Raw genomic sequence first — 20,249 nt, 5'->3', positions numbered from 1 at the left:
CCTTTCCGATTGTCGTAATCACTGGAAGGAGCAACAACATGTCAAGCGTAATAATTAATGGTAAAGAGATCGGTCAAGAAATTCGAACAGGGGTCGCTACTCGAGTACAAGCGCTAAAAGATAAAGGGATCACTCCCGGTTTAGCTGTTATTTTAGTAGGAGAAAACCCTGCATCCAAAACATATGTCGCAAACAAACAAAAGTCTTGTGAGCAAATTGGGATGTATTCGGAACTTGTCAAACTCCCTGAAGAAATTTCAGAACAGGCTTTACTAGAAAAAATTCGTGAATTAAACGAACGTGCTTCGATTCACGGTATTCTCGTTCAGCTTCCATTACCAAAACATATCAACGAGGATAAAGTCATCCAAACGATCTCTCCGGAGAAAGACGTGGATGGATTCTCACCGATTAGTGTAGGGAAAATGATGCTTGGACAGGATACATACTTGCCATGTACTCCTTATGGGGTTATGAAAATGCTCGAACATGCGGGAATAGATGTTGCAGGAAAGCATGCAGTTATCGTAGGACGCAGCCATATCGTCGGGAAACCGATGGGACAACTATTGTTGCAAAAAGACGCTACCGTAACGTATACACACTCTAAAACACCGGATTTACCTTTCTTTACGAAACAGGCCGATATTTTAATCGCGGCTGTTGGTCGTGCAAACTTTATTACAAGCGAGCATATTAAAGAAGGCGCGGTTGTTATTGATGTAGGGATTAACCGCAACCAGGACAATCGTTTATGCGGTGATGTCGACTTTGACGATGTACAAGGAATCGCATCACATATTACACCTGTTCCGGGTGGAGTTGGTCCAATGACGATTACAATGTTACTGGAAAACACAGTACAAGCAGCTGAAAAAGAGTTAGAACGTCAAGAGAATTAATCTAACTTCAAAAATCACGATTTTGATGTAGATCAAAATCGTGATTTTTAGCTTATAGGGTACAATAAGGGAAGCTTAAATATAAATATTCTACTTTTTTCGCCTTACTTTAGGATCAACCAACTGTTAAATCTGTTGGTCTCACCAAAACTACATATACGAAAAAAAATCTACCGTAAAGGAGCAATACGTTTATGACATCGAATTCTTATTTATCCGTAAAAGCATTAACAAAATATATTAAACGAAAATTTGATGCCGATCCGCATTTACGTGATGTGTACGTAACGGGAGAGCTTTCAAATGTAAAAGTACATAGTTCAGGACATATTTATTTTACGCTGAAAGATGACAGTTCGCGGATTAACGCGACGATGTTCCGTTCACAGGCTTCGAAGCTTTCTTTTAAACCTGAAGAAGGGATGAAAGTTTTTATACGAGGCGATGTGAACGTTTATGAAGCAAGCGGCGCATATCAGCTTTATGCCCAGACAATGGAGCCGGACGGGATTGGCGGATTATTTGTCGCATTTAATCAGTTGAAGGAACGTCTTCAAAAAGAAGGCCTATTCAATCCGAATTTTAAGCAGCCGATTCCGCAATTTCCGAAAACGATCGGTGTGTTAACTGCGACAACTGGTGCCGCTATTCGCGATATTTGCACAACGATTACCCGACGCTATCCACAGGCTGAAATTTTAATTTATCCGACGCTCGTACAAGGCGCAGGCGCAGCACCAAATATTACTGAAAATATATATTTAGCGAACCGTCACGGATTTTGTGATGTACTCATTGTTGGACGGGGTGGCGGATCGATTGAAGATTTATGGGCATTCAATGAAGAGATTGTTGCACGCGCGATTTTTGAAAGCCGTATTCCGGTCATTAGTGCTGTCGGCCATGAAACCGATACGACAATTGCGGACTTTGTTGCAGACTTGCGTGCACCGACGCCAACTGCTGCGGCAGAACTGGCTGTTCCGAACCAGCAGCAGCTGTATCAGCAAATCCTTCATCATCAGTCGATTCTTCATCAAATGATGACATCAAAGCTTAATTTCGAACGCAATCGCTTAACTAAACTGCAAAATTCCTATCCGCTTGCAACACCTGAGCGATTATATCGTCCTTTTATTGAAAGACTTGTTCAGGTGGATTTATCACTTCAAAATGCAACGAAACTTTATATGATGAATGAAAAATCAAAACTGCAGTCAATAGACAGCAAGATGAAGCTGTATTCGCCGGTACATCAGTTGACTGCCGCTAAACAGCAGCTTGAGCACCGTACGCAAACATTAACAAATCGAATGCAGCAACAGCTCGCACAAAATAAGGTTGCTTTTACTAATCAGCTGCGAATGCTGGAGGCATTAAATCCGCTCGCATTAATGAGTAAAGGCTTTAGCGTGGCATATAAAGAGGAAAACGTAGTAAAATCAGTTCACGAGCTGGAAAAAGGCGACGTAATCCAAGTGACGTTTCAGGATGGATATGCAGAAGCGAAAATTGAGAAAAAGCATGTGCAAAAGGAAGGGGAAGCAAAGTGACAAAACCGACATTTGCGACAGCAATGACAGAATTAGAAGAAGTTGTACGTAAGCTTGAACAAGGAGATGTTCCGCTGGAAGAAGCAATTGACCTTTACAAAAAGGGCATGGAACTATCAAAACTTTGTCATGATACACTGCAAAATGCAGAACAGCAATTAATTTCAATCGTTGGAGAAGATGGTGAAAAGAAAGCTTTCCAACAAGGAAATGGAGAAGACTAACTGATGGAAAACACGTTAAAGCAGTTTATTGATCTTAATATACCGCAGCTCGAAACGACAATGTACGAACTCGTTGAATCGATACAAGCACCGGCACATTTAAAAGAATCGATGCTGTATTCATTAAAAGCAGGGGGCAAACGAATTCGTCCATTATTTGTTGTAGCGGTTTGCGAAATGTACAATCAGTCTCTTGAAGCAAGTTATTCACTAGGCGCTGCTGTTGAAATGATCCATACGTATTCATTAATCCATGATGACCTGCCTAGTATGGATGATGATGAATTGCGCCGCGGCAAGCCAACAAACCATGTTGTATACGGTGAAGCATTGGCCACTTTGGCGGGAGACGCATTAAACACATTGGCATTTGGTGTCATCGCACGATTAAATAATCTATCTGCAGAAAAGCGCATTGAACTTGTCAATCTGTTAAGTATTGCGGCAGGTGCTGAAGGAATGGTCGGCGGACAAGTGCTTGATATGGACGGAGAAAAGCGTCTATTAAATTTACAGGAGCTTGAAATGGTTCATGTAAATAAAACAGGTGCATTGCTTCGTTTTAGTATTGAAGCAGGTGCCGTGCTGGCAAATGCAAGTAGTTCTGACCGAAAAGCATTAGTGGAATATGCGCACCATATCGGTTTAGCCTTCCAAATCCAAGATGATATTTTAGATATTGAGGGAACTTCGGAACAGCTAGGGAAAACAGCAGGAAAAGACGTAGCAAGCGAAAAAAGTACATACCCTGCTTTACTTACATTAGACGGTGCAAAGCAAAAGCTGAATGAACATTATGAGCTGGCGATTGATGCATTGCAAAAAATCGACATCGATACGACATTACTTCGACAATTTGCACAGTATATTGTGAGACGTAGTAACTAAAATGTGTTAAACTTTTGTCTTGTGTTGTACATTGATATAATAGAAAAATCACAACGGTGAATAAACTGATGAAAAGGTGTGTGGATGAGATGGATTTAACTAAAATTTCTAGTCCATCCTTTTTGAAAGACTTGAATAAAAAGCAACTAGAAGCGCTGGCTGGAGAAATTCGCGCTTTTCTGATCGAAAAATGTTCAATTACGGGTGGTCATATTGGCCCGAATTTAGGTGTCGTTGAGCTGACGATTGCACTGCATAAAGCTTTTAACAGTCCAAAGGATAAATTTTTATGGGATGTCGGGCATCAAGCATATGTCCACAAAATTTTAACAGGCCGGGCAAGTCAATTTGACACATTGCGTCAATTTAAAGGACTTTGCGGTTTCCCGAAGCTTGTCGAAAGTGAACACGATATGTGGGAAACAGGGCATAGTTCCACTTCTTTATCTGCAGCTATGGGTATGGCTGCGGCGAGAGATATTAAAGGGGACAAAAACTTTGTTGTACCGATTATCGGTGATGGTGCATTGACAGGCGGTATGGCACTGGAAGCATTGAACCATATTGGTCATGAAAAAACGAATATGATCGTTATCTTAAATGATAACGAAATGTCGATTGCGCCGAACGTTGGGGCATTGCATGACGTTTTAGGACGTCTGCGCACGGCAAAAGAATATTCACGTGCAAAAGAAGATTTGGAATCATTAATTCACAAAATTCCAATGGTTGGCGACAAGCTTGCCGCTACTGCTGAACGTGTAAAAGACAGCCTAAAGTATTTAGTTGTATCAGGTGTATTCTTTGAGGAATTAGGATTCAAATATTTAGGTCCGATTGACGGGCATGATTTTGAAGCACTGGAAAAAACATTGGAATATGCGAAAAAAGTACAAGGTCCTGTGCTTGTCCATGTATTGACGAAAAAAGGCAAAGGCTACAAACCTGCCGAAGACGATACAATCGGTACTTGGCATGGTACGGGTCCATATAAAATGGAAACAGGTGCTTTCGTAAAATCTTCAACAAAAGGTCCTGCGTGGAGCAGCCTAGTCGCAGAATCGGTTCGTAAGTGCATGAAGGAAGATAACCGGATTGTAACGATTACACCGGCAATGCCTGTCGGTTCAAAACTGGAAGGTATTCAAAAAGACTTCCCGAATCGCTTCTTTGATGTAGGGATTGCCGAACAGCATGCAACTACAATGGCGGCAGGTCTTGCAACACAACAAATGAAACCGTTTTTATCAATTTATTCGACGTTTTTACAACGTGCGTATGACCAGGTGCTGCATGATATTGCACGCCCGAACTTGAATGTATTCATTGGTATTGACCGTGCTGGCCTTGTTGGCGCGGACGGCGAAACACACCAAGGCGTATTTGATGTATCGTTTTTACGTCATATTCCGAATATCGTATTGATGATGCCTAAAGATGAAAATGAAGGTCAACATATGGTAAAAACTGCACTTGAATATAATGATGGTCCAATCGCGCTTCGTTACCCTCGCGGCAATGGCTTAGGTGTTGAAATGGATGCAGAAATGAAAGCATTGCCGATCGGTTCATGGGAAGTGCTGCGTGAAGGTACGGATGCAGTGATTCTGACATTCGGTACAACGATTCCAATGGCATTGAAGGCAGCGGAACAGTTGGCTTATCAAGGTATTGATGTACGCGTTGTGAATGCACGTTTCATCAAACCGATGGATGAAGGGATGCTGCATGAAATTATGCAGGAAAACTTGCCGATTTTAACAATTGAAGAATCATTGCTGCAAGGCGGATTTGGTAGTGCGGTGCTGGAATTTGCAATCGATAAGAAATACCGTAATGTTCAAATTGAGCGTATCGGGATTCCGGATGAATTTATCGAGCATGGTGAAGTTGATTTATTATTGGAAGAAATAAACGTGACAGCTGAAGAAGCGGTAAAACGCATTACACAGCTTGTACCGAAAAAACAGTCGGATAGGGTTTAATAAAGAATGACAAAGCAAAAAAAAGAACGAGTAGATATAATGCTTGTAGAACGCGGTTTATGTGAGACGCGTGAAAAGGCAAAACGCTCGATTATGGCTGGTCTCGTGTTCTCAAACGAAATCCGCATTGATAAAGCAGGGGAAAAAATCGAAATCGATGCACCGCTGCAAGTAAAAGGCTCTCAGCTAAAATATGTGTCACGAGGCGGACTGAAGCTGGAAAAGGCACTTGAAATTTTTGATCTATCTGTAGAAGGTAAGCTAATGCTTGATATCGGCTCTTCTACAGGCGGATTTACGGATTGTGCACTGCAAAACGGTGCGCGCCATTGCTATGCACTGGATGTCGGATCGAACCAGCTTGCATGGAAAATCCGTTCGGATGAGCGTGTAACGGTTATGGAAAAAACCAATTTCCGATATACAAAGCCGGAAGATTTAGTAGAAGGTTTACCAAGTTTCGCGACAATCGATGTTTCATTTATATCGCTATCGTTGATTCTGCCTGTATTAAAAACGGTTTTAATGCCTGGTGGCGATGTGATGGCACTCGTAAAACCGCAATTTGAAGCAGGTCGTGAAAATGTAGGGAAAAAAGGTATTGTCCGTGAACCGAAAGTCCATTTAGCAGTTTTGGAAGAAACAGCTAAAATGGCAACGGAAATCGGGTTTGTTGTCAAGGATGCTTCATTTTCACCGATAACGGGCGGGGAAGGGAATATTGAATTTTTATTCCACCTTTATAATCCGCATGACGGTGAAGAGGTAGAAGCCTTCACAAACTTCGAGCAAGTCGTAAAAGAAGCACATATGCAGCTGAAATAAAGAAAAGCACAAAACAGATTCTTGTGGATTTGTTTTGTGCTTTTTTTATTAAGTTGCAACGGTCTATGATGACGCATGATTAATTGAATTTTTATTTATACTAATGATCAGATTTTATACGAAAATTGAAGTTGTTTGCATTCATCTTTATGTAGAAAATAGTCGAAAAAAACGGATTTTTGAACATATGTACGGTTTTTTCTTGTTTTTCCTTTATGCAAATGGTAGTGTAAATATACATATATTCCTATACATTTTAATGAGGTGACTTTTGTGAACAAAGGACAGCGCCATATACGCATCCGTGATATTATTACAAATAACGAAATCGAGACACAGGACGATTTAGTCGACCAGCTGAAAAATGCCGGCTACAATGTCACTCAAGCAACGGTTTCACGTGATATTAAAGAATTGCATTTAGTAAAAGTACCGTTACAGGACGGTCGTTATAAATATAGTTTACCAGCAGACCAACGCTTCAACCCAATTCAAAAATTGCATCGTTCGTTGGCAGATGCTTTCGTTTCGATTGATGGAGCGTCACATTTTTTAGTAATGAAAACATTGCCGGGGAATGCCAATGCAATCGGATCATTGTTGGACCATCTGGACTGGTCTGAAATACTAGGAACGATTTGTGGGGACGATACGATTTTAATCATGTGTCGAACAGAGGACGAACGTGAAGAAATAAAAAATCGCTTATTAGATATGCTGTAAACCGAGGTGGAATGGTTTGTTAAGAGAATTAAGCATTCGAAATTTTGCTATTATTGATGATTTAACCGTTAGTTTTTTCGGAGGTCTGACTGTTTTGACAGGTGAAACAGGTGCCGGAAAATCGATCATTATTGATGCGGTTAATATATTGGCTGGCGGACGAGGGTCTACCGAGTTTATCCGCCATGGAGAAAAAAAAGCGGAACTGGGCGGCTTATTCCATGTGGATAATAGTCAGCATCCGATTTTTGCGAAACTCGAAGAACATGGGATAGAATCAGAGGAAGATACGATTATTTTAAGACGTGATTTGCATGATTCAGGAAAGAGTGTTTGCAGAGTGAACGGCAAACTTGTTCCATTATCTGTTTTACGGGATATTGGCGGCAGTTTAATCGATATTCATGGACAGCATGAAAATCAGGAGCTGATGGACGAAAAATTCCATATCAATTTACTCGATCATTATGCACATCATGAGCTTCTGCCGGTAAAGGCGAAGTACGATGAAGCATATGAGGCGTACCGCCAATTGAAAAGAGAAGTGTCTGAGCTGAGTATGGACGAGCAGCGGATGGCACAGCGCATCGATTTATATCAATTCCAAATACAGGAGCTGGAACAGGCCGGTTTGAAAATTGATGAAGAAGAGGCACTGGATGAAGAACGTCTTCGTTTGATGAATTTCCATAAAATATTTGAGCGTGCGAACATTGCGTATTCAGCTATTTCCGATGATGGAACAGGACTGGATTTCATCGGGAATGCGATGAATGCTCTGGAAGACATTGTCGCGCTTGATTCGAATTTCAAAGAGGCTTCTGAAGCGGTTACTTCGAGCTTTTATGCATTGCAGGATGCGGCATATCAAGTGAAAAATGTGCTTGATGATTTAGAGTATGATGCGGAACGCTTGAACGAGGTCGAGCAGCGTCTTGCTTTATACCAAACTATGAAACGTAAATATGGTACGACAGTTGAAGAGATTTTAACGTATCATGAAAAAATCGAAGAAGAGTTAAGCCAGCTTATGAACCGTGATGAAACATTGCAGAAAAATGAACAATTGCTGGCGAAGATGGAAGCCGATCTTAATAAAATTGCAGATCAGTTGACGACGATCCGTAAAGAGAATGCCATTAAGCTGAGTGATGCCATAATGAATGAGCTGCGGATGCTGCATATGGAAAAAGCGCAGTTTATCGTTAAATTCGAGCCGCTTAATCAGCTGGATGCGAACGGCAAAGATTTTGTCGCATTCTACATTTCAACAAATGTTGGGGAACCACCGAAGTCGCTGCCTAAAGTTGCTTCAGGCGGGGAACTTTCGCGGATGATGCTGGCGCTTAAAACGATTTTCTCTTCATCAAATGGCATTACATCGATTATTTTCGATGAGGTCGATACGGGTGTAAGCGGACGTGTCGCTCAGGCAATTGCAGAAAAAATTGCTGCTATTTCAGTCAATTCGCAAGTATTATGTATTTCTCACTTGCCGCAAGTTGCCGCAATGGCGGATCATCACTACTATATTAAAAAGCAAGTAGAGCATAACCGTACATTTACATCAATTACGGAAATGGAAGAAAAGGAACGAATTGTGGAAATCAGCCGCATGATGAGCGGGGCCGAAATTACAGACCTGACATTACAACATGCTTCCGAATTAATCCATATGGCCAATGAACGTAAAGAAACGATGAATTAAATAGACAAAAAAACCGTTGAAAATAAAAAAATTTTCGACGGTTTTTTATTTTTTGTAACGTATATTTTTCAAGGTCGCGAAGCAACAAGGATTACAGAGGATACATTCTAATTTTTCCTCATATCAACAAAATTTTTCCGTTCATAACTCCGTCAAATTTTCACATAGTAAGCGCATAGAGGAGGTGAATGATGATTAAAAAATGGTCGATACTCGTTGCATTGCTTTTTATGTTATCACCAATAGAAGTATTGGGGAAATCATTAATTCCAATGGGCCATTCAATTGGCGTTCAGTTGGAGATGCCTTATGTAATGGTTGCACAGGACGTATTATTGGAAAATAGTGAGTGGTTGAAAAAGGGAGAACATATTTTAGAACTTAATGGTGAAAAAGTGAGCCAGTTAGAAGACATTGCCGGCAAAGGCGAATCATTTACACTGACCGTTGAAAATGGAAAGCAACAACGAGAGATCAACGTATCAGCTCATGAACTGGTGCATTTAAAACCATTTTTAAAAAGTGAAACAGATGGAATTGGAACGTTAACGTATATCGATCCTGAAACGATGGAGTACGGAGCGCTTGGACATCAAATTGTAGACTCTACAATGAAGCAACCTCCGAAATTCAATGATGGTGCAATCTTTGAAGCATCTATCTCACAAGTGAAGAAAAGTACGCCTGGACAGCCAGGGTACAAAATTTCAGTTGTAGATAAATCGCAAACGCCACTCGGTTCAGTAAAAAGCAATGATGTATACGGAATTTTTGGTAATTGGAAACAATCATTACATGACAGTTTGCATCCTCCGCTGGAAATTATACATGCAAATGAGTTAAAAAAGGGAAAAGCACAAATCTTAACGGCAATCGACGGGGAAGAGGTCAATTTGTTCGATATCGAAATTGACAAACAAACGGATAATACGTTTGCTTTCAATGTCGTCGATGACCGTCTAATAAAGAAAACGGGCGGCATTGTTCAGGGGATGAGCGGAAGTCCTATTATACAGAATAACCAGTTCGTTGGTGCGGTAACACATATGTTTATCGAAGAACCAACAAAAGGTGCCGGTATTCTTGTTATTGAAATGCTGAAAAAGAGCCCGTAATAAAAATACTTTAGACTATACTTTTTAATAAAGTGTAGTCTTTTTTTGCTTTTTTCATTACAATAGTACATGATGATTAATCGACAAATGATGAACCATATATTTCCTTGTCGATAAACAGAGAAAAGGTACTACTTGTTACTTATTTTTTATGAAAGAAAAGGAAATTTAGTAATTCTGTCGAAACTTCTCTAAAAGACAATGCAAAATAAGAGAGAACGAAAGACAACTGTCGTTCATTTTTGTTACAATTGTATTACACAAGAAGTTTGGACATTTGTAAGAAAGCTCATACAATTTGCCATTGTAATGAATATATAAGAGATAGAATTATAAAAGGGGGATTTTGTTTGTCAAAGGTGAAAATTGCGATTGCTGATGATAATCGCGAATTAGTTAAAATGATGGAAGTGTATTTTACGAATCATCCGCAAATTGAAATTGTTGCAACAGCGTCTAACGGTAAAATCTGTATTAAAATGCTGGAAGAGCATAAAATCGATGTGCTGCTATTGGATATCATTATGCCGCATTTGGATGGCCTTGCTGTATTGGAAGAGATGTATAACGATGAGCGTCATACACAGACTCAAGTCATTATGCTAACTGCTTTTGGCCAAGAAGATGTTATGAAGCAGGCTGTGAATTTCGGTGCATCTTACTTCATGTTAAAGCCTTTTGAATTTGAGCAGCTTGTTCAAAAAATTCTGCATTGTGCAGGAAAGAAAGTTGAACAGGAAAAACGTGTACCGGTTTTATCAACGAGTACACCTGCTAAAATGGACACACGTTTATTGGATACAACGATTACAGGCATCATCAAAGAGATTGGTGTACCTGCACATATAAAAGGATATGCTTATTTACGTGAAGCGATCCAGATGGTTTACAACGATATTGAGTTGTTAAGCTCGGTTACAAAAATTTTATATCCGGAAATCGCGAAAAAATTCGGGACAACCCCGTCACGTGTGGAACGTGCCATTCGCCATGCCATTGAAGTAGCCTGGAACCGCGGTAGCTATGAGAACATCTCGGAACTGTTCGGCTATACCGTACACCATATGAAATCAAAACCGACGAATTCGGAGTTTATTGCTATGATTGCTGACAAAATCCGTATTGAGATGGTAGCGAGCTAATTATTCGTAGGCATGCAGTTTGCCACTGGACTTATTCTATTACAAGACTATTATTTTAATAATTAAGCCTTCTTACCTTTCTATAGTTAAGAAGGCTTTTATATTTCTTTATACGGTACCAAAAGAATTATCCATCCTACTTACGATAGTTGAGATGTCTTCATCAACAAAGATGAAGGTATCTTTAATTATTACGTAACTATCCACAGCTTTCGCGAGGTGCTCATCATTTTCAAGCATTTCTTTTAAATCTTCACTTACAAAGTAACAGTCTTCCGAACGATCATAAGAGCAATCTTCTATCTCGCTTAGATCGACATCTTCAAAATATTTCTCCATTTTCTTCAAAATATTAAATAATTTTTTATCTGAAAAATACTTGAATTCATTCCCATCAAACATCTTAATATATAAATATTCGAACTTGTATTCACTCCAGAGTTCTTCCTCATTCATTAGGAACAGAAAAAGTAATCTTTCTTCTGCTTTTTCATTTCTATAATAAATTTTTTCGGTATTCACCTCGTAATTTTTTATCCTTTTAAGAAAAAGCCTTTTGTTATCAAGTACAATAACACTCATTTCATGATCATCCTTTTACATTCATTGGTAATTTATGAGTATTTTAACCTGAAAATAGAAATTTTAGACTTTGTAACACTATAAAAGTTGTAAATCATAGAAAGCGAATAAAAAATTTTAATTTACGTTTAACAAAAAATAACAACGGGTAAAATTAAATAGCAAGGCTAAGAAATTCTTCGTCTTCGTTTTACCTCCTTTCTTTGGATAGTATGTTTGAGAACGTATTTATCTTTTTGTGTCTAGCGGATGCTGGACACTTTTTTTGTTGTCATAGGATTTTAATATTAATTTCATATTATTAATATAAATACGCAGTAGAATAGGGGGACAACAATAAGGAGCGATGAAAAATGAAACGATGGAAATTTCTAATGATTCTTCTCGGCGTCCTGACATTTTTTCTGCTTGTAGAATTTCCGCAAGATTTTGATGCATCCCATACAACGACGGCCAATTCTCCTGATGAGGTTGTGAAAAAATATAAAGAAGAATTACATGTTCAACGTGAGACGTGTTACAACGATATATTGCTGCTTGGTACATTAAGCAATATACAGCTTCAAAATATGGAAAAGGAGCTGGAAAATTATTTACATGAGCTTGGCACAATAAGAAATGAAATTATCGAAAATAATATTAACCATCAAAATTTAACCAATTCAATCGAACTAGATATTTTAATGATCAATCGAACACTTAGGGCTATTGAAACACAGGATGAAAGGTATTTGAAAGACTTATCAGATATGTATCATAATTTACTCCAATTCCAGCGCTCACTATAATAATATATTGTAAGCATTTAGAACTTATGAGACAGAAGATTTATATTCCACTTAAAGGGAATGCTTAAAAACCTTCTCATACTCCAATATTTAACTAAACAAAAATTAAAAAAATGTATATACTGTAATGTAGGGAGAGGTGGAATGGTATGGTAATTCATGAAAATAATTTTTTCAAAATAATAAAAAATGATGGAAAAGTATACTTGCAAACCCAAAAGCCAGGTTTTATGCTAAAAGACTTTGAAACGGTTGTGCGCCAAAATCCTCGAATCAAACTTACGAATTTCGCTTTATTAAAAAAGGGACTAAATGAAGTGAGTGATTCCCCTGTTGAAATCGGTATATGGCTGCCATCGATTGTAATCGAAATTTCCAGGGATAAAATGTCTGCCTCGCTTTTTGTATACGAGACAGCGGAGTATATAAAAGACAACGTGCAATCTATTCAGAAAAGGGTTCAGAAACTTTTAGCTGAAGCGAACATAATACATGGAATTTTAAATGTGAACTTGGAGAACATTGTTACTGCAAAAGCAACATTGATTGCGCAAGGTACGCCACCTGTCAAAGGGGAAGATGCACAAATCATCTATTTGGAACTACCTGAGCGAAAACCGGTCATTAGAGAAGATGGCAAAGCGGATTACTATGATATGAACTTCATTTATGAAATTGAAGAAGGCGAATGGCTAGGTGAGAAAATCCATGCACAGCCAGGTATTCCAGGAATGAATGTTTGTGGAGAATCGATACCTGCCCCATGGGGAAGTGACTTACCGTTAAAATATGACCATAAATCGGCGTTTGAAGTTGAAGAAGATGGTAAAACGGTACTACGTTCGAAAATAAGCGGCGTCGTTGAAGAACATGAAGGGATGGTCAGTGTTAATCACCATTTACCGATTGTTGGCGATGTAGGCATTGAAACCGGGAATATTGAGTTTAATGGATCTGTCTCGATAAAAGGAACCGTCCAGCCAGGCTTTTCGGTTGTTGCAAACGGGGATATTTCAATCGAACATCCTGAAGGTGTATCCGGAGCGAAACTGATTAAGTCTTTAGATGGCGATATTTTTATTCGCGGAGGCATATTCGGATTAGGAGAAACACGAGTAGAAGCTGGCGGTGATATTTTCGTGAAACATGTGAATGATGCCCATCTTGTCGCAGGTCGAAATCTGAATATTGGATTTTATTCATTAGGTTCTAATTTATCGGCACATTCCATTTTAGTTGATGAACGAAAAGGGAAAATTATCGGTGGAACGGTAATTGCAAAGAGTACCATCGTTACGGCATGTTCAGGAAACCGATTGGAAAGGCCGACTGAACTGATCATCAATTGTATAAACAAAGCGCAAAGTCTTGAAACCATCCAGTACAAGGCATCGCTGTTGAAATCAATGCAGGAAGATATCGTGGAGCTGGAAACACAAATAGAACGTATCCTTCCTGTTATACATTCGTTAACACAACGACAATTGGAAGCGCTGGAGCTCTCAAAACAAAAGCTCGCTTCCAATAAAGAAACCGCGCTTAATGTAGATCGTGAAATCAAACAATTGATGAGCGATTTGCGTAAAGACAATAAAGCAGAGATACACGTGACGAAAGAAGCATATCCTGGTACATATATACAGATCGGCAAAAAGTCCACTGTTTTGACGTCTATCACAAATGGACGATTTTTAATAGAAAATGGAGAGTTGAATGTGTAATGAATAATATACCCATTTTTGCCCACCGAGGGGCATCGAGCTTTCATTTAGAAAATACGTTTGCTGCCTTTAAAAAAGCGAAAGAACTTGGGGCAGATGGCATTGAACTGGATCTCCAAGTTTCAAATGATGGTATTTTAGTCGTGTTTCATGACAATGACTTAAAGAGGCTGGCCGGTATTAACAAAATGGTCAATCAATGCTCCTATGATGAACTGATTCATTATAAACTAGGTCCGCGGTTTAAACGGATGTTTCGTCGTGACCGGATGATTGCCTTTGCCGATGTACTGGAATGGGCAAATGAAGAAAATATTGCGTTAAATGTGGAACTGAAAGAGTCGCTAATTACGAATGAGCATGTTTTGAAGGAATTACTGCAAACGATTCATTTACCTGAAAACAGCCATTTTTCATCATTCCATGATTCGCTGTTAAAAATTGTGAAAGAGATTCGCCCTGACATCGAAACAGGTTATATTATTACGAGAAAATTCTATTGGGCCACATTAGCAGATCAGAATTTCTACGATGCGATCCATGCACATAAACGTTATTATAAAGGCCAATACTTAGAGGCTTGTAAAACAGCCAATATCGGCATGCGTTTTTACGGAATCCAGGGCAATGAGTCCTTTCTTAAAAATCCGCATTCAATTGTAAAAGGGTGGATTACGGATTTTCCTCATTTAGTCCAGGAAGCACAGATGAATCGACATTAATCTCAATATGGGGTTAATTACCTTTTTATTTTTTTAGCAAATTGAATATACGAAAAAAATCAAATTTCCTTTTAAAAAGAAATTTGATTTTTTCTTTACGGTCTTATTTTTGCCAACGCTGCGAAACTTTGCCGCGCTTGCGATCGCGGTGCAGTAAAAAGCCTGCGAAAAATAAAAATGAAACGGCAAATAAAATGGCACCAACGACGAATTGTAACCAAATCCATGGAAATGGTGAAATTAAAATACCGAATAATGTATCTCGCATAAATTTTATCCCGGCTGCCATTAAAATTGCGGGAATGACTAGTACGATAAATGCAGCCATGCGTGCCATTTACAGTCCTCCTCCACTTAAAAAACACTGAATGAATCAATATCACAGATTATTTTAGTATCACTTAATTTTACAATGCAGGCAGAGAAAGTCAATATTCGGGTATAGATTCATAGAATGGAAATAATGGATCACCTCAACTAACCTATAATTACTTTTTTAAAATAATTTTTATGTTTGAAATTTCGCCTATTTTTTAGGTGTTTTTTTGGTTAAAAATTGTCCGAATATTCTAATTTAAGTTAAATTAGGGATTTCTAGTTGCATCCTTTTAGATTTATAAGTATTGTAAAAATAACGATAATAAAATTATACAAATTTGAGTATTTATTATCTTTAATTAACAGATTTTAATAATATACGAGAAAGTAAGCGCTTTCTTGAGTGGAGGGGTATAGTGTTATGGAAATTTTCAAGTACATGCAGAAATATGATTTTGAACAGGTAGTCTTTTGCCAAGATGAGGCATCGGGGTTAAAAGCGGTTATTGCTATTCATGATACAACATTGGGTCCTGCTCTTGGGGGTTCGCGCATGTGGACATATGCCTCAGAGGAAGCAGCTATTGAAGATGCACTTCGTCTAGCACGCGGTATGACTTATAAAAATGCGGCGGCAGGCTTAAATTTAGGTGGCGGTAAAACAGTTATTATTGGAGATCCGTTCAAAGATAAAAATGAAGAAATGTTCCGTGCATTAGGACGTTTCATTCAAGGGTTGAATGGTCGATATATTACGGCGGAAGATGTAGGTACAACAGTTGCCGATATGGATTTAATCCATGAAGAGACAAATTATGTGACAGGTATTTCACCGGCATTCGGCAGCTCGGGCAATCCATCGCCAATTACAGCGTATGGTGTATTTTTAGGAATGAAAGCAGCAGTGAAAGAAGCATTTGGAGACGATTCACTTGCAGGACGTAAAGTAGCGGTTCAAGGTCTTGGGAATGTTGCGTACACATTATGTGAATACTTGCATAATGAAGGAGCGAAACTAATCGTAACGGACATTAATCAGCAAGCAATCGATCGTGTCGTAGCAGACTTTGGAGCGGTAGCTGTAGCACCTGACGAGATTTACTCACAAGATGTGGACATTTTCTCACCATGTGCACTTGGCGCAATTGTTAATGATCAAACAATTCCAACGTTCAAAGCGAAGGTTATTGCTGGGTCTGCAAACAATCAGCTGGCAGAATCAAGACATGGTAAAGTATTGCATGATTTAGGCATTGTTTATGCACCGGATTATGTAATTAATGCAGGTGGGGTTATTAACGTAGCAGATGAGTTATACGGCTACAATCGCGAGCGCGCAATGAAGCGTGTTGAAACGATCTACACAAGCTTGGAAAAGATTTTTGCAATTTCAAAAGAAGAAGATATTCCAACTTATTTAGCAGCAAACCGTTTAGCGGAAGAGCGTATTGCTCGTGTAGCGAAATCCCGCAGTCAGTTCCTTCAAAACGAAAAAAATATTTTAAACGGGCGCTAAGTCGCGGTTCCGAAAGAAGTAATTGATTTTGTAACTGGAAAAAGGGGTGTCGGTTATGGCAAAAGATTATGATGTCGTTATTTTAGGCGGGGGCACAGGCGGTTATGTAGCCGCAATCCGTGCCTCACAGCTCGGATTGAAAACGGCAATCGTCGAAAAAAACAAAATGGGGGGTACATGCCTGCATGCAGGATGTATTCCTACTAAAGCATTGCTTCGAAGTGCTGAAGTATATGTACAATCGAAAAAGGCACTTGATTTTGGAGTAGAAGTGAATGACGTCAAAATTGACTTTGAACGTGTCCAACAAAGAAAGGCTACCGTAGTCGATAAACTTTACAAAGGTGTCCAGCATTTGATGAAAAAAGGAAAAATCGATGTTTATGACGGGTTCGGCCGTATTTTAGGGCCATCTATTTTCTCACCGATGCCAGGTACGATTTCAGTGGAAATGAATGACGGCACAGAAAATGAGATGCTTGTTCCGCAAAACGTCATTATTGCGACAGGTTCACGTCCTCGCACATTGGATGGGTTGAAAGTGGACGGGAAAAAGGTGTTCACATCTGATGAATTCCTGACAATCGAGAAGCTTCCAAAGTCGGCCATTATTATCGGTGGTGGCGTAATTGGTGTCGAATGGGCGTCAATGCTTACTGATTTCGATGTCGAAGTTACGATTATCGAGCTAGGTGACCGTTTGCTTCCAACTGAAGATGCAGCCATTTCCGCAGAGATGCTGAAATCTTTGAAAAAGCGCGGGGTAAACGTTCATTTCAATGTTAAACTCGATCCTTCAGCAATTGATACGAAGGAAGATGTAACGCTACAAGTGAATGATGAAACCATTTCAGCAGAAGCACTTTTGTTATCAGTCGGAAGGGTAGCGAACACATCTAATATCGGTTTGGAGAACACGGAAATCGAACTGGATAAAGGATATATTTCAGTAAACGAACATTTCCAGACGAAAGAACGTCATATATATGCTATAGGAGACGTGATCGGTGGCATGCAGTTGGCACATGTTGCTTCACATGAAGGGATACGTGCTGTCGAGCATATCGCGGGACAGAATTCGATTCCACTGCATTATGCCAATATTGCACGAGGCGTCTACAGTAATCCGGAAGTCGCAAGTGTCGGCCTTACGGAAGAGCAAGCGAAAAACAACGGCTATAAAGTTGTGACAACAACATTCCCGTTTAAAGCGATCGGTAAAGCGATTGTCTATGGTGAAACAGGAGGCTTTGTGAAAGTAGTTGCCGATGAAAGTTCGAATGATGTTGTCGGCGTCCATTTAATCGGACCGCATGCAACGGATTTAATTTCTGAAGCTGCTCTTGGTTTATTCTTAAATGCCTCACCATGGGAAGTTGGACAGATGGTGCATTTGCATCCTTCGTTGAGCGAAATTATTGGGGAAGCCGCGCTGGCGATTGAAGGCAAAGCGATTCATTTTTAATAGTGACAAGGGGGTATTTTATGACGGACACTAATATTACACATGAACAATTAGGATTGACGAATGAAGATGTGCTGAAAATGTACGAAACAATGCTGATGGCACGCCGTATTGATGAGCGGATGTGGCTGTTAAACCGTGCAGGCAAAATACCATTTGTTATTTCATGCCAAGGACAAGAGGCGGCTCAAGTAGGTGCTGCCTTTGCCCTTGATCATACAAAGGATTATATTGCGCCGTACTATCGCGATATGGGGGTTGTCCTTCATTTCGGCATGACGGCAAAAGATTTAATGCTTTCGGCGTTTGCGAAGGCGGAAGATCCGAACTCTGGCGGGCGTCAAATGCCGGGGCATTTCGGTCAAAAAGAAAATCGTATACTTACGGGTTCTTCTCCTGTAACGACACAAGTACCGCACGCGGTCGGTGTTGCACTTGCAGGAAAAATGCAGCAAAAGGACTTTATCACATTTGTAACACTTGGTGAAGGTTCGTCAAACCAAGGAGACTTCCATGAAGGAGCAAACTTTGCAGGAGTACACAAACTGCCGGTTATTATCATGGTAGAAAACAACCAATATGCAATTTCTGTTCCGGTTGAACGTCAACTTGGGTGTGCACAAGTATCAGATCGTGCAATCGGCTACGGGATGCCTGGTGTGACAGTGGACGGCAAAAATCCATTGGAAGTATATAAAGTGGTAAAAGAAGCGGCTGATCGTGCACGTCGCGGTGAAGGGCCATCATTGATCGAAACGGTTTCGTTCCGACTGACAGCCCATTCTTCGGATGATGATGATCGTCAATATCGTACAGCTGAAGATATTGCAGAAGGAAAAGCAAAAGACCCGATTATTTTATTTGAAACATACTTAAAAGACAACGGAATAGCGGATGATGCGCTATTTGAAGAAATAAACAAAAAAATTATGGATACTGTCAATGAAGCGACAGATTATGCAGAAAATGCAGCTTATGCCTCGCCAGAACATGCATTGCGTTTTGTGTATGCGGAAGGAGAAGATGCGTAATGCCGGTAATTTCTTATATTGATGCGATTAACCTAGCGATGAAAGAAGAAATGGAGCGCGATGACCGCGTCTTCGTCTTAGGGGAAGATGTCGGCTTAAAAGGCGGCGTGTTCAAAGCGACAACAGGCTTGTATGACCAGTTCGGCGAAGCGCGTGTACTAGATACACCGTTAGCGGAAAGTGCAATTGCCGGTGTTGCCATCGGTGCAGCAATGTACGGCATGCGTCCGATTGCCGAAATGCAGTTTGCGGACTTTATCATGCCTGCTGTAAACCAGATTGTTTCAGAAGCAGCAAAAATTCGTTACCGCTCGAACAATGACTGGAGCTGTCCTTTAGTCGTGCGTGCGCCATTTGGTGGGGGAATTCATGGTGCCCTTTATCACTCACAATCGGTTGAAGCAATGTTTGCAGGGACACCTGGATTGAAGATTGTCATTCCATCAACACCATATGATGCAAAAGGCTTGTTAAAAGCGGCCATTCGCGATCCGGATCCAGTACTGTTTTTCGAACATAAACGTGCATACCGCCTAATTAAAGGTGAAGTACCGACAGATGATTATACATTGCCGATCGGAAAAGCCGATGTGAAACGTGAAGGCGATGATGTAACAGTCATCACATACGGTCTTGCGGTTCATTTTGCATTGCAGGCAGCAGAACGTCTGGCTAAAGACGGCATTGAAACACATATTTTAGATTTGCGTACTGTTTACCCGTTAGATCAAGAAGCGATTATTGAAGCGGCAAGAAAAACAGGTAAAATCCTTCTTATCACTGAAGACAATAAAGAAGGCAGCATTATGAGTGAAGTGGCAGCCATTATTGCAGAGCATTGCCTATTTGAACTGGATGCACCGATCAAGCGTCTCGCAGGACCGGATGTACCAGCAATGCCATACGCACCAACAATGGAAAAGTTCTTCATGATTAATCCTGACAAAGTAGAAAAAGCAATTCGCGAACTCGCTGAATTCTAGTTGATAGAATTGGGATTGTATAAGAATCCTAAACAAACAGCAAAGGCCTATTAGTTAA

19 protein-coding genes are annotated in these 20,249 nt (G+C 39.9%); 17 read left to right on the top strand and 2 right to left on the bottom strand.

Features of this window, described 5'->3' with window-relative positions; genetic code table 11:
• The first annotated feature begins 38 nt into the window (after nt 1–38).
• From folD to spo0A, 10 genes are all read left to right on the top strand, one after another.
• Nucleotides 39–902 (top strand): bifunctional methylenetetrahydrofolate dehydrogenase/methenyltetrahydrofolate cyclohydrolase FolD, encoded by an 864-nt coding sequence (folD, locus tag MKY27_RS10145; protein ID WP_339194831.1) that lies wholly within the window; start codon nt 39–41, stop codon nt 900–902.
• Between the two features lie 194 nt (nt 903–1,096).
• Nucleotides 1,097–2,455, top strand: coding sequence for an exodeoxyribonuclease VII large subunit (gene xseA / locus MKY27_RS10140; protein ID WP_339194828.1), 1,359 nt, complete (start codon nt 1,097–1,099; stop codon nt 2,453–2,455).
• On the top strand, nt 2,452–2,679 hold the full coding sequence (xseB, locus tag MKY27_RS10135) for an exodeoxyribonuclease VII small subunit (RefSeq protein ID WP_008404237.1): 228 nt from the start codon (nt 2,452–2,454) through the stop codon (nt 2,677–2,679). Before xseA ends, xseB begins: the two co-directional genes overlap by 4 nt.
• Nucleotides 2,680–2,682: 3 nt before the next feature.
• Complete coding sequence (locus MKY27_RS10130; protein ID WP_339194825.1) at nt 2,683–3,567, top strand: polyprenyl synthetase family protein; 885 nt, start codon at nt 2,683–2,685, stop codon at nt 3,565–3,567.
• Nucleotides 3,568–3,656: 89 nt separating this feature from the next.
• Complete coding sequence (gene dxs, locus MKY27_RS10125) at nt 3,657–5,552, top strand: 1-deoxy-D-xylulose-5-phosphate synthase (protein ID WP_339194822.1); 1,896 nt, start codon at nt 3,657–3,659, stop codon at nt 5,550–5,552.
• A 6-nt stretch (nt 5,553–5,558) separates the two neighbouring features.
• Nucleotides 5,559–6,377, top strand: coding sequence for a TlyA family RNA methyltransferase (locus MKY27_RS10120; RefSeq protein WP_339194821.1), 819 nt, complete (start codon nt 5,559–5,561; stop codon nt 6,375–6,377).
• 273 nt (nt 6,378–6,650) lie between these two features.
• Nucleotides 6,651–7,100: a transcriptional regulator ArgR gene (gene argR / locus MKY27_RS10115; protein WP_079527588.1), complete on the top strand. Its 450-nt coding sequence runs from the start codon at nt 6,651–6,653 to the stop codon at nt 7,098–7,100.
• 16 nt (nt 7,101–7,116) lie between these two features.
• Nucleotides 7,117–8,808, top strand: a complete 1,692-nt coding sequence (recN, locus tag MKY27_RS10110) for a DNA repair protein RecN (RefSeq protein ID WP_339194819.1) — start codon at nt 7,117–7,119, stop codon at nt 8,806–8,808.
• A gap of 191 nt (nt 8,809–8,999) precedes the next feature.
• A complete protein-coding gene (locus MKY27_RS10105) occupies nt 9,000–9,923 on the top strand; it encodes a SpoIVB peptidase S55 domain-containing protein (RefSeq protein WP_339194817.1) in 924 nt (307 codons plus the stop codon).
• A 350-nt stretch (nt 9,924–10,273) separates the two neighbouring features.
• On the top strand, nt 10,274–11,065 hold the full coding sequence (gene spo0A / locus MKY27_RS10100) for a sporulation transcription factor Spo0A (RefSeq protein WP_079527582.1): 792 nt from the start codon (nt 10,274–10,276) through the stop codon (nt 11,063–11,065).
• A gap of 108 nt (nt 11,066–11,173) precedes the next feature.
• On the opposite strand, the gene MKY27_RS10095 is transcribed toward spo0A, so the two are convergent.
• On the bottom strand, nt 11,174–11,647 hold the full coding sequence (locus MKY27_RS10095) for a DNA polymerase III subunit alpha (protein WP_339194813.1): 474 nt from the start codon (nt 11,645–11,647) through the stop codon (nt 11,174–11,176).
• Between the two features lie 353 nt (nt 11,648–12,000).
• On the opposite strand from MKY27_RS10095, the gene MKY27_RS10090 reads away from it, so the two are divergent.
• The 3 genes from MKY27_RS10090 (at nt 12,001) to MKY27_RS10080 (ending at nt 14,878) form a co-directional block, all read left to right on the top strand.
• Nucleotides 12,001–12,435, top strand: coding sequence for a hypothetical protein (locus MKY27_RS10090; protein ID WP_339194811.1), 435 nt, complete (start codon nt 12,001–12,003; stop codon nt 12,433–12,435).
• Nucleotides 12,436–12,584: 149 nt separating this feature from the next.
• Nucleotides 12,585–14,156, top strand: coding sequence for a FapA family protein (locus MKY27_RS10085; protein ID WP_339194809.1), 1,572 nt, complete (start codon nt 12,585–12,587; stop codon nt 14,154–14,156).
• Entirely contained in the window at nt 14,156–14,878 is a 723-nt protein-coding gene (locus tag MKY27_RS10080) for a glycerophosphodiester phosphodiesterase family protein (RefSeq protein ID WP_339171700.1), read from the top strand. Before MKY27_RS10085 ends, MKY27_RS10080 begins: the two co-directional genes overlap by 1 nt.
• Nucleotides 14,879–14,981: 103 nt before the next feature.
• Here MKY27_RS10080 and MKY27_RS10075 read toward each other — a convergent pair whose 3' ends face one another.
• A complete protein-coding gene (locus MKY27_RS10075) occupies nt 14,982–15,215 on the bottom strand; it encodes a DUF2627 domain-containing protein (protein ID WP_339171697.1) in 234 nt (77 codons plus the stop codon).
• A 402-nt stretch (nt 15,216–15,617) separates the two neighbouring features.
• On the opposite strand from MKY27_RS10075, the gene MKY27_RS10070 reads away from it, so the two are divergent.
• The 4 genes from MKY27_RS10070 to MKY27_RS10055 are packed head-to-tail and all read left to right on the top strand — an operon-like array spanning nt 15,618 to nt 20,191.
• Entirely contained in the window at nt 15,618–16,712 is a 1,095-nt protein-coding gene (locus MKY27_RS10070; RefSeq protein ID WP_339194808.1) for a Glu/Leu/Phe/Val dehydrogenase, read from the top strand.
• Between the two features lie 55 nt (nt 16,713–16,767).
• On the top strand, nt 16,768–18,177 hold the full coding sequence (gene lpdA / locus MKY27_RS10065; RefSeq protein ID WP_339171691.1) for a dihydrolipoyl dehydrogenase: 1,410 nt from the start codon (nt 16,768–16,770) through the stop codon (nt 18,175–18,177).
• A 20-nt stretch (nt 18,178–18,197) separates the two neighbouring features.
• Nucleotides 18,198–19,208 (top strand): thiamine pyrophosphate-dependent dehydrogenase E1 component subunit alpha, encoded by a 1,011-nt coding sequence (locus MKY27_RS10060; protein ID WP_339171689.1) that lies wholly within the window; start codon nt 18,198–18,200, stop codon nt 19,206–19,208.
• On the top strand, nt 19,208–20,191 hold the full coding sequence (locus MKY27_RS10055; protein ID WP_339171688.1) for an alpha-ketoacid dehydrogenase subunit beta: 984 nt from the start codon (nt 19,208–19,210) through the stop codon (nt 20,189–20,191). Before MKY27_RS10060 ends, MKY27_RS10055 begins: the two co-directional genes overlap by 1 nt.
• Nucleotides 20,192–20,249: the final 58 nt, after the last annotated feature.

This window comes from Solibacillus sp. FSL R5-0449, from assembly GCF_037975215.1.
In the GTDB taxonomy this organism is placed as follows: domain Bacteria; phylum Bacillota; class Bacilli; order Bacillales_A; family Planococcaceae; genus Solibacillus.
Note: the sequence above shows the minus strand (reverse complement) of the source record. Positions and strands in the feature narration are given on the sequence as shown.

What these genes read in the sequence shown, in the direction of transcription:
- MKY27_RS10055 (WP_339171688.1), top strand. Translation starts at nt 19,208, where the DNA reads ATGCCGGTAATTTCTTATATTGATGCGATTAACCTAGCGATGAAAGAA.
- MKY27_RS10095 (WP_339194813.1), bottom strand. Translation starts at nt 11,647, where the DNA reads ATGAGTGTTATTGTACTTGATAACAAAAGGCTTTTTCTTAAAAGGATA.
- MKY27_RS10070 (WP_339194808.1), top strand. Translation starts at nt 15,618, where the DNA reads ATGGAAATTTTCAAGTACATGCAGAAATATGATTTTGAACAGGTAGTC.
- MKY27_RS10105 (WP_339194817.1), top strand. Translation starts at nt 9,000, where the DNA reads ATGATTAAAAAATGGTCGATACTCGTTGCATTGCTTTTTATGTTATCA.
- MKY27_RS10085 (WP_339194809.1), top strand. Translation starts at nt 12,585, where the DNA reads ATGGTAATTCATGAAAATAATTTTTTCAAAATAATAAAAAATGATGGA.
- MKY27_RS10080 (WP_339171700.1), top strand. Translation starts at nt 14,156, where the DNA reads ATGAATAATATACCCATTTTTGCCCACCGAGGGGCATCGAGCTTTCAT.
- MKY27_RS10075 (WP_339171697.1), bottom strand. Translation starts at nt 15,215, where the DNA reads ATGGCACGCATGGCTGCATTTATCGTACTAGTCATTCCCGCAATTTTA.
- MKY27_RS10090 (WP_339194811.1), top strand. Translation starts at nt 12,001, where the DNA reads ATGAAACGATGGAAATTTCTAATGATTCTTCTCGGCGTCCTGACATTT.
- dxs (WP_339194822.1), top strand. Translation starts at nt 3,657, where the DNA reads ATGGATTTAACTAAAATTTCTAGTCCATCCTTTTTGAAAGACTTGAAT.
- lpdA (WP_339171691.1), top strand. Translation starts at nt 16,768, where the DNA reads ATGGCAAAAGATTATGATGTCGTTATTTTAGGCGGGGGCACAGGCGGT.
- MKY27_RS10120 (WP_339194821.1), top strand. Translation starts at nt 5,559, where the DNA reads ATGACAAAGCAAAAAAAAGAACGAGTAGATATAATGCTTGTAGAACGC.
- MKY27_RS10130 (WP_339194825.1), top strand. Translation starts at nt 2,683, where the DNA reads ATGGAAAACACGTTAAAGCAGTTTATTGATCTTAATATACCGCAGCTC.
- folD (WP_339194831.1), top strand. Translation starts at nt 39, where the DNA reads ATGTCAAGCGTAATAATTAATGGTAAAGAGATCGGTCAAGAAATTCGA.
- xseA (WP_339194828.1), top strand. Translation starts at nt 1,097, where the DNA reads ATGACATCGAATTCTTATTTATCCGTAAAAGCATTAACAAAATATATT.
- MKY27_RS10060 (WP_339171689.1), top strand. Translation starts at nt 18,198, where the DNA reads ATGACGGACACTAATATTACACATGAACAATTAGGATTGACGAATGAA.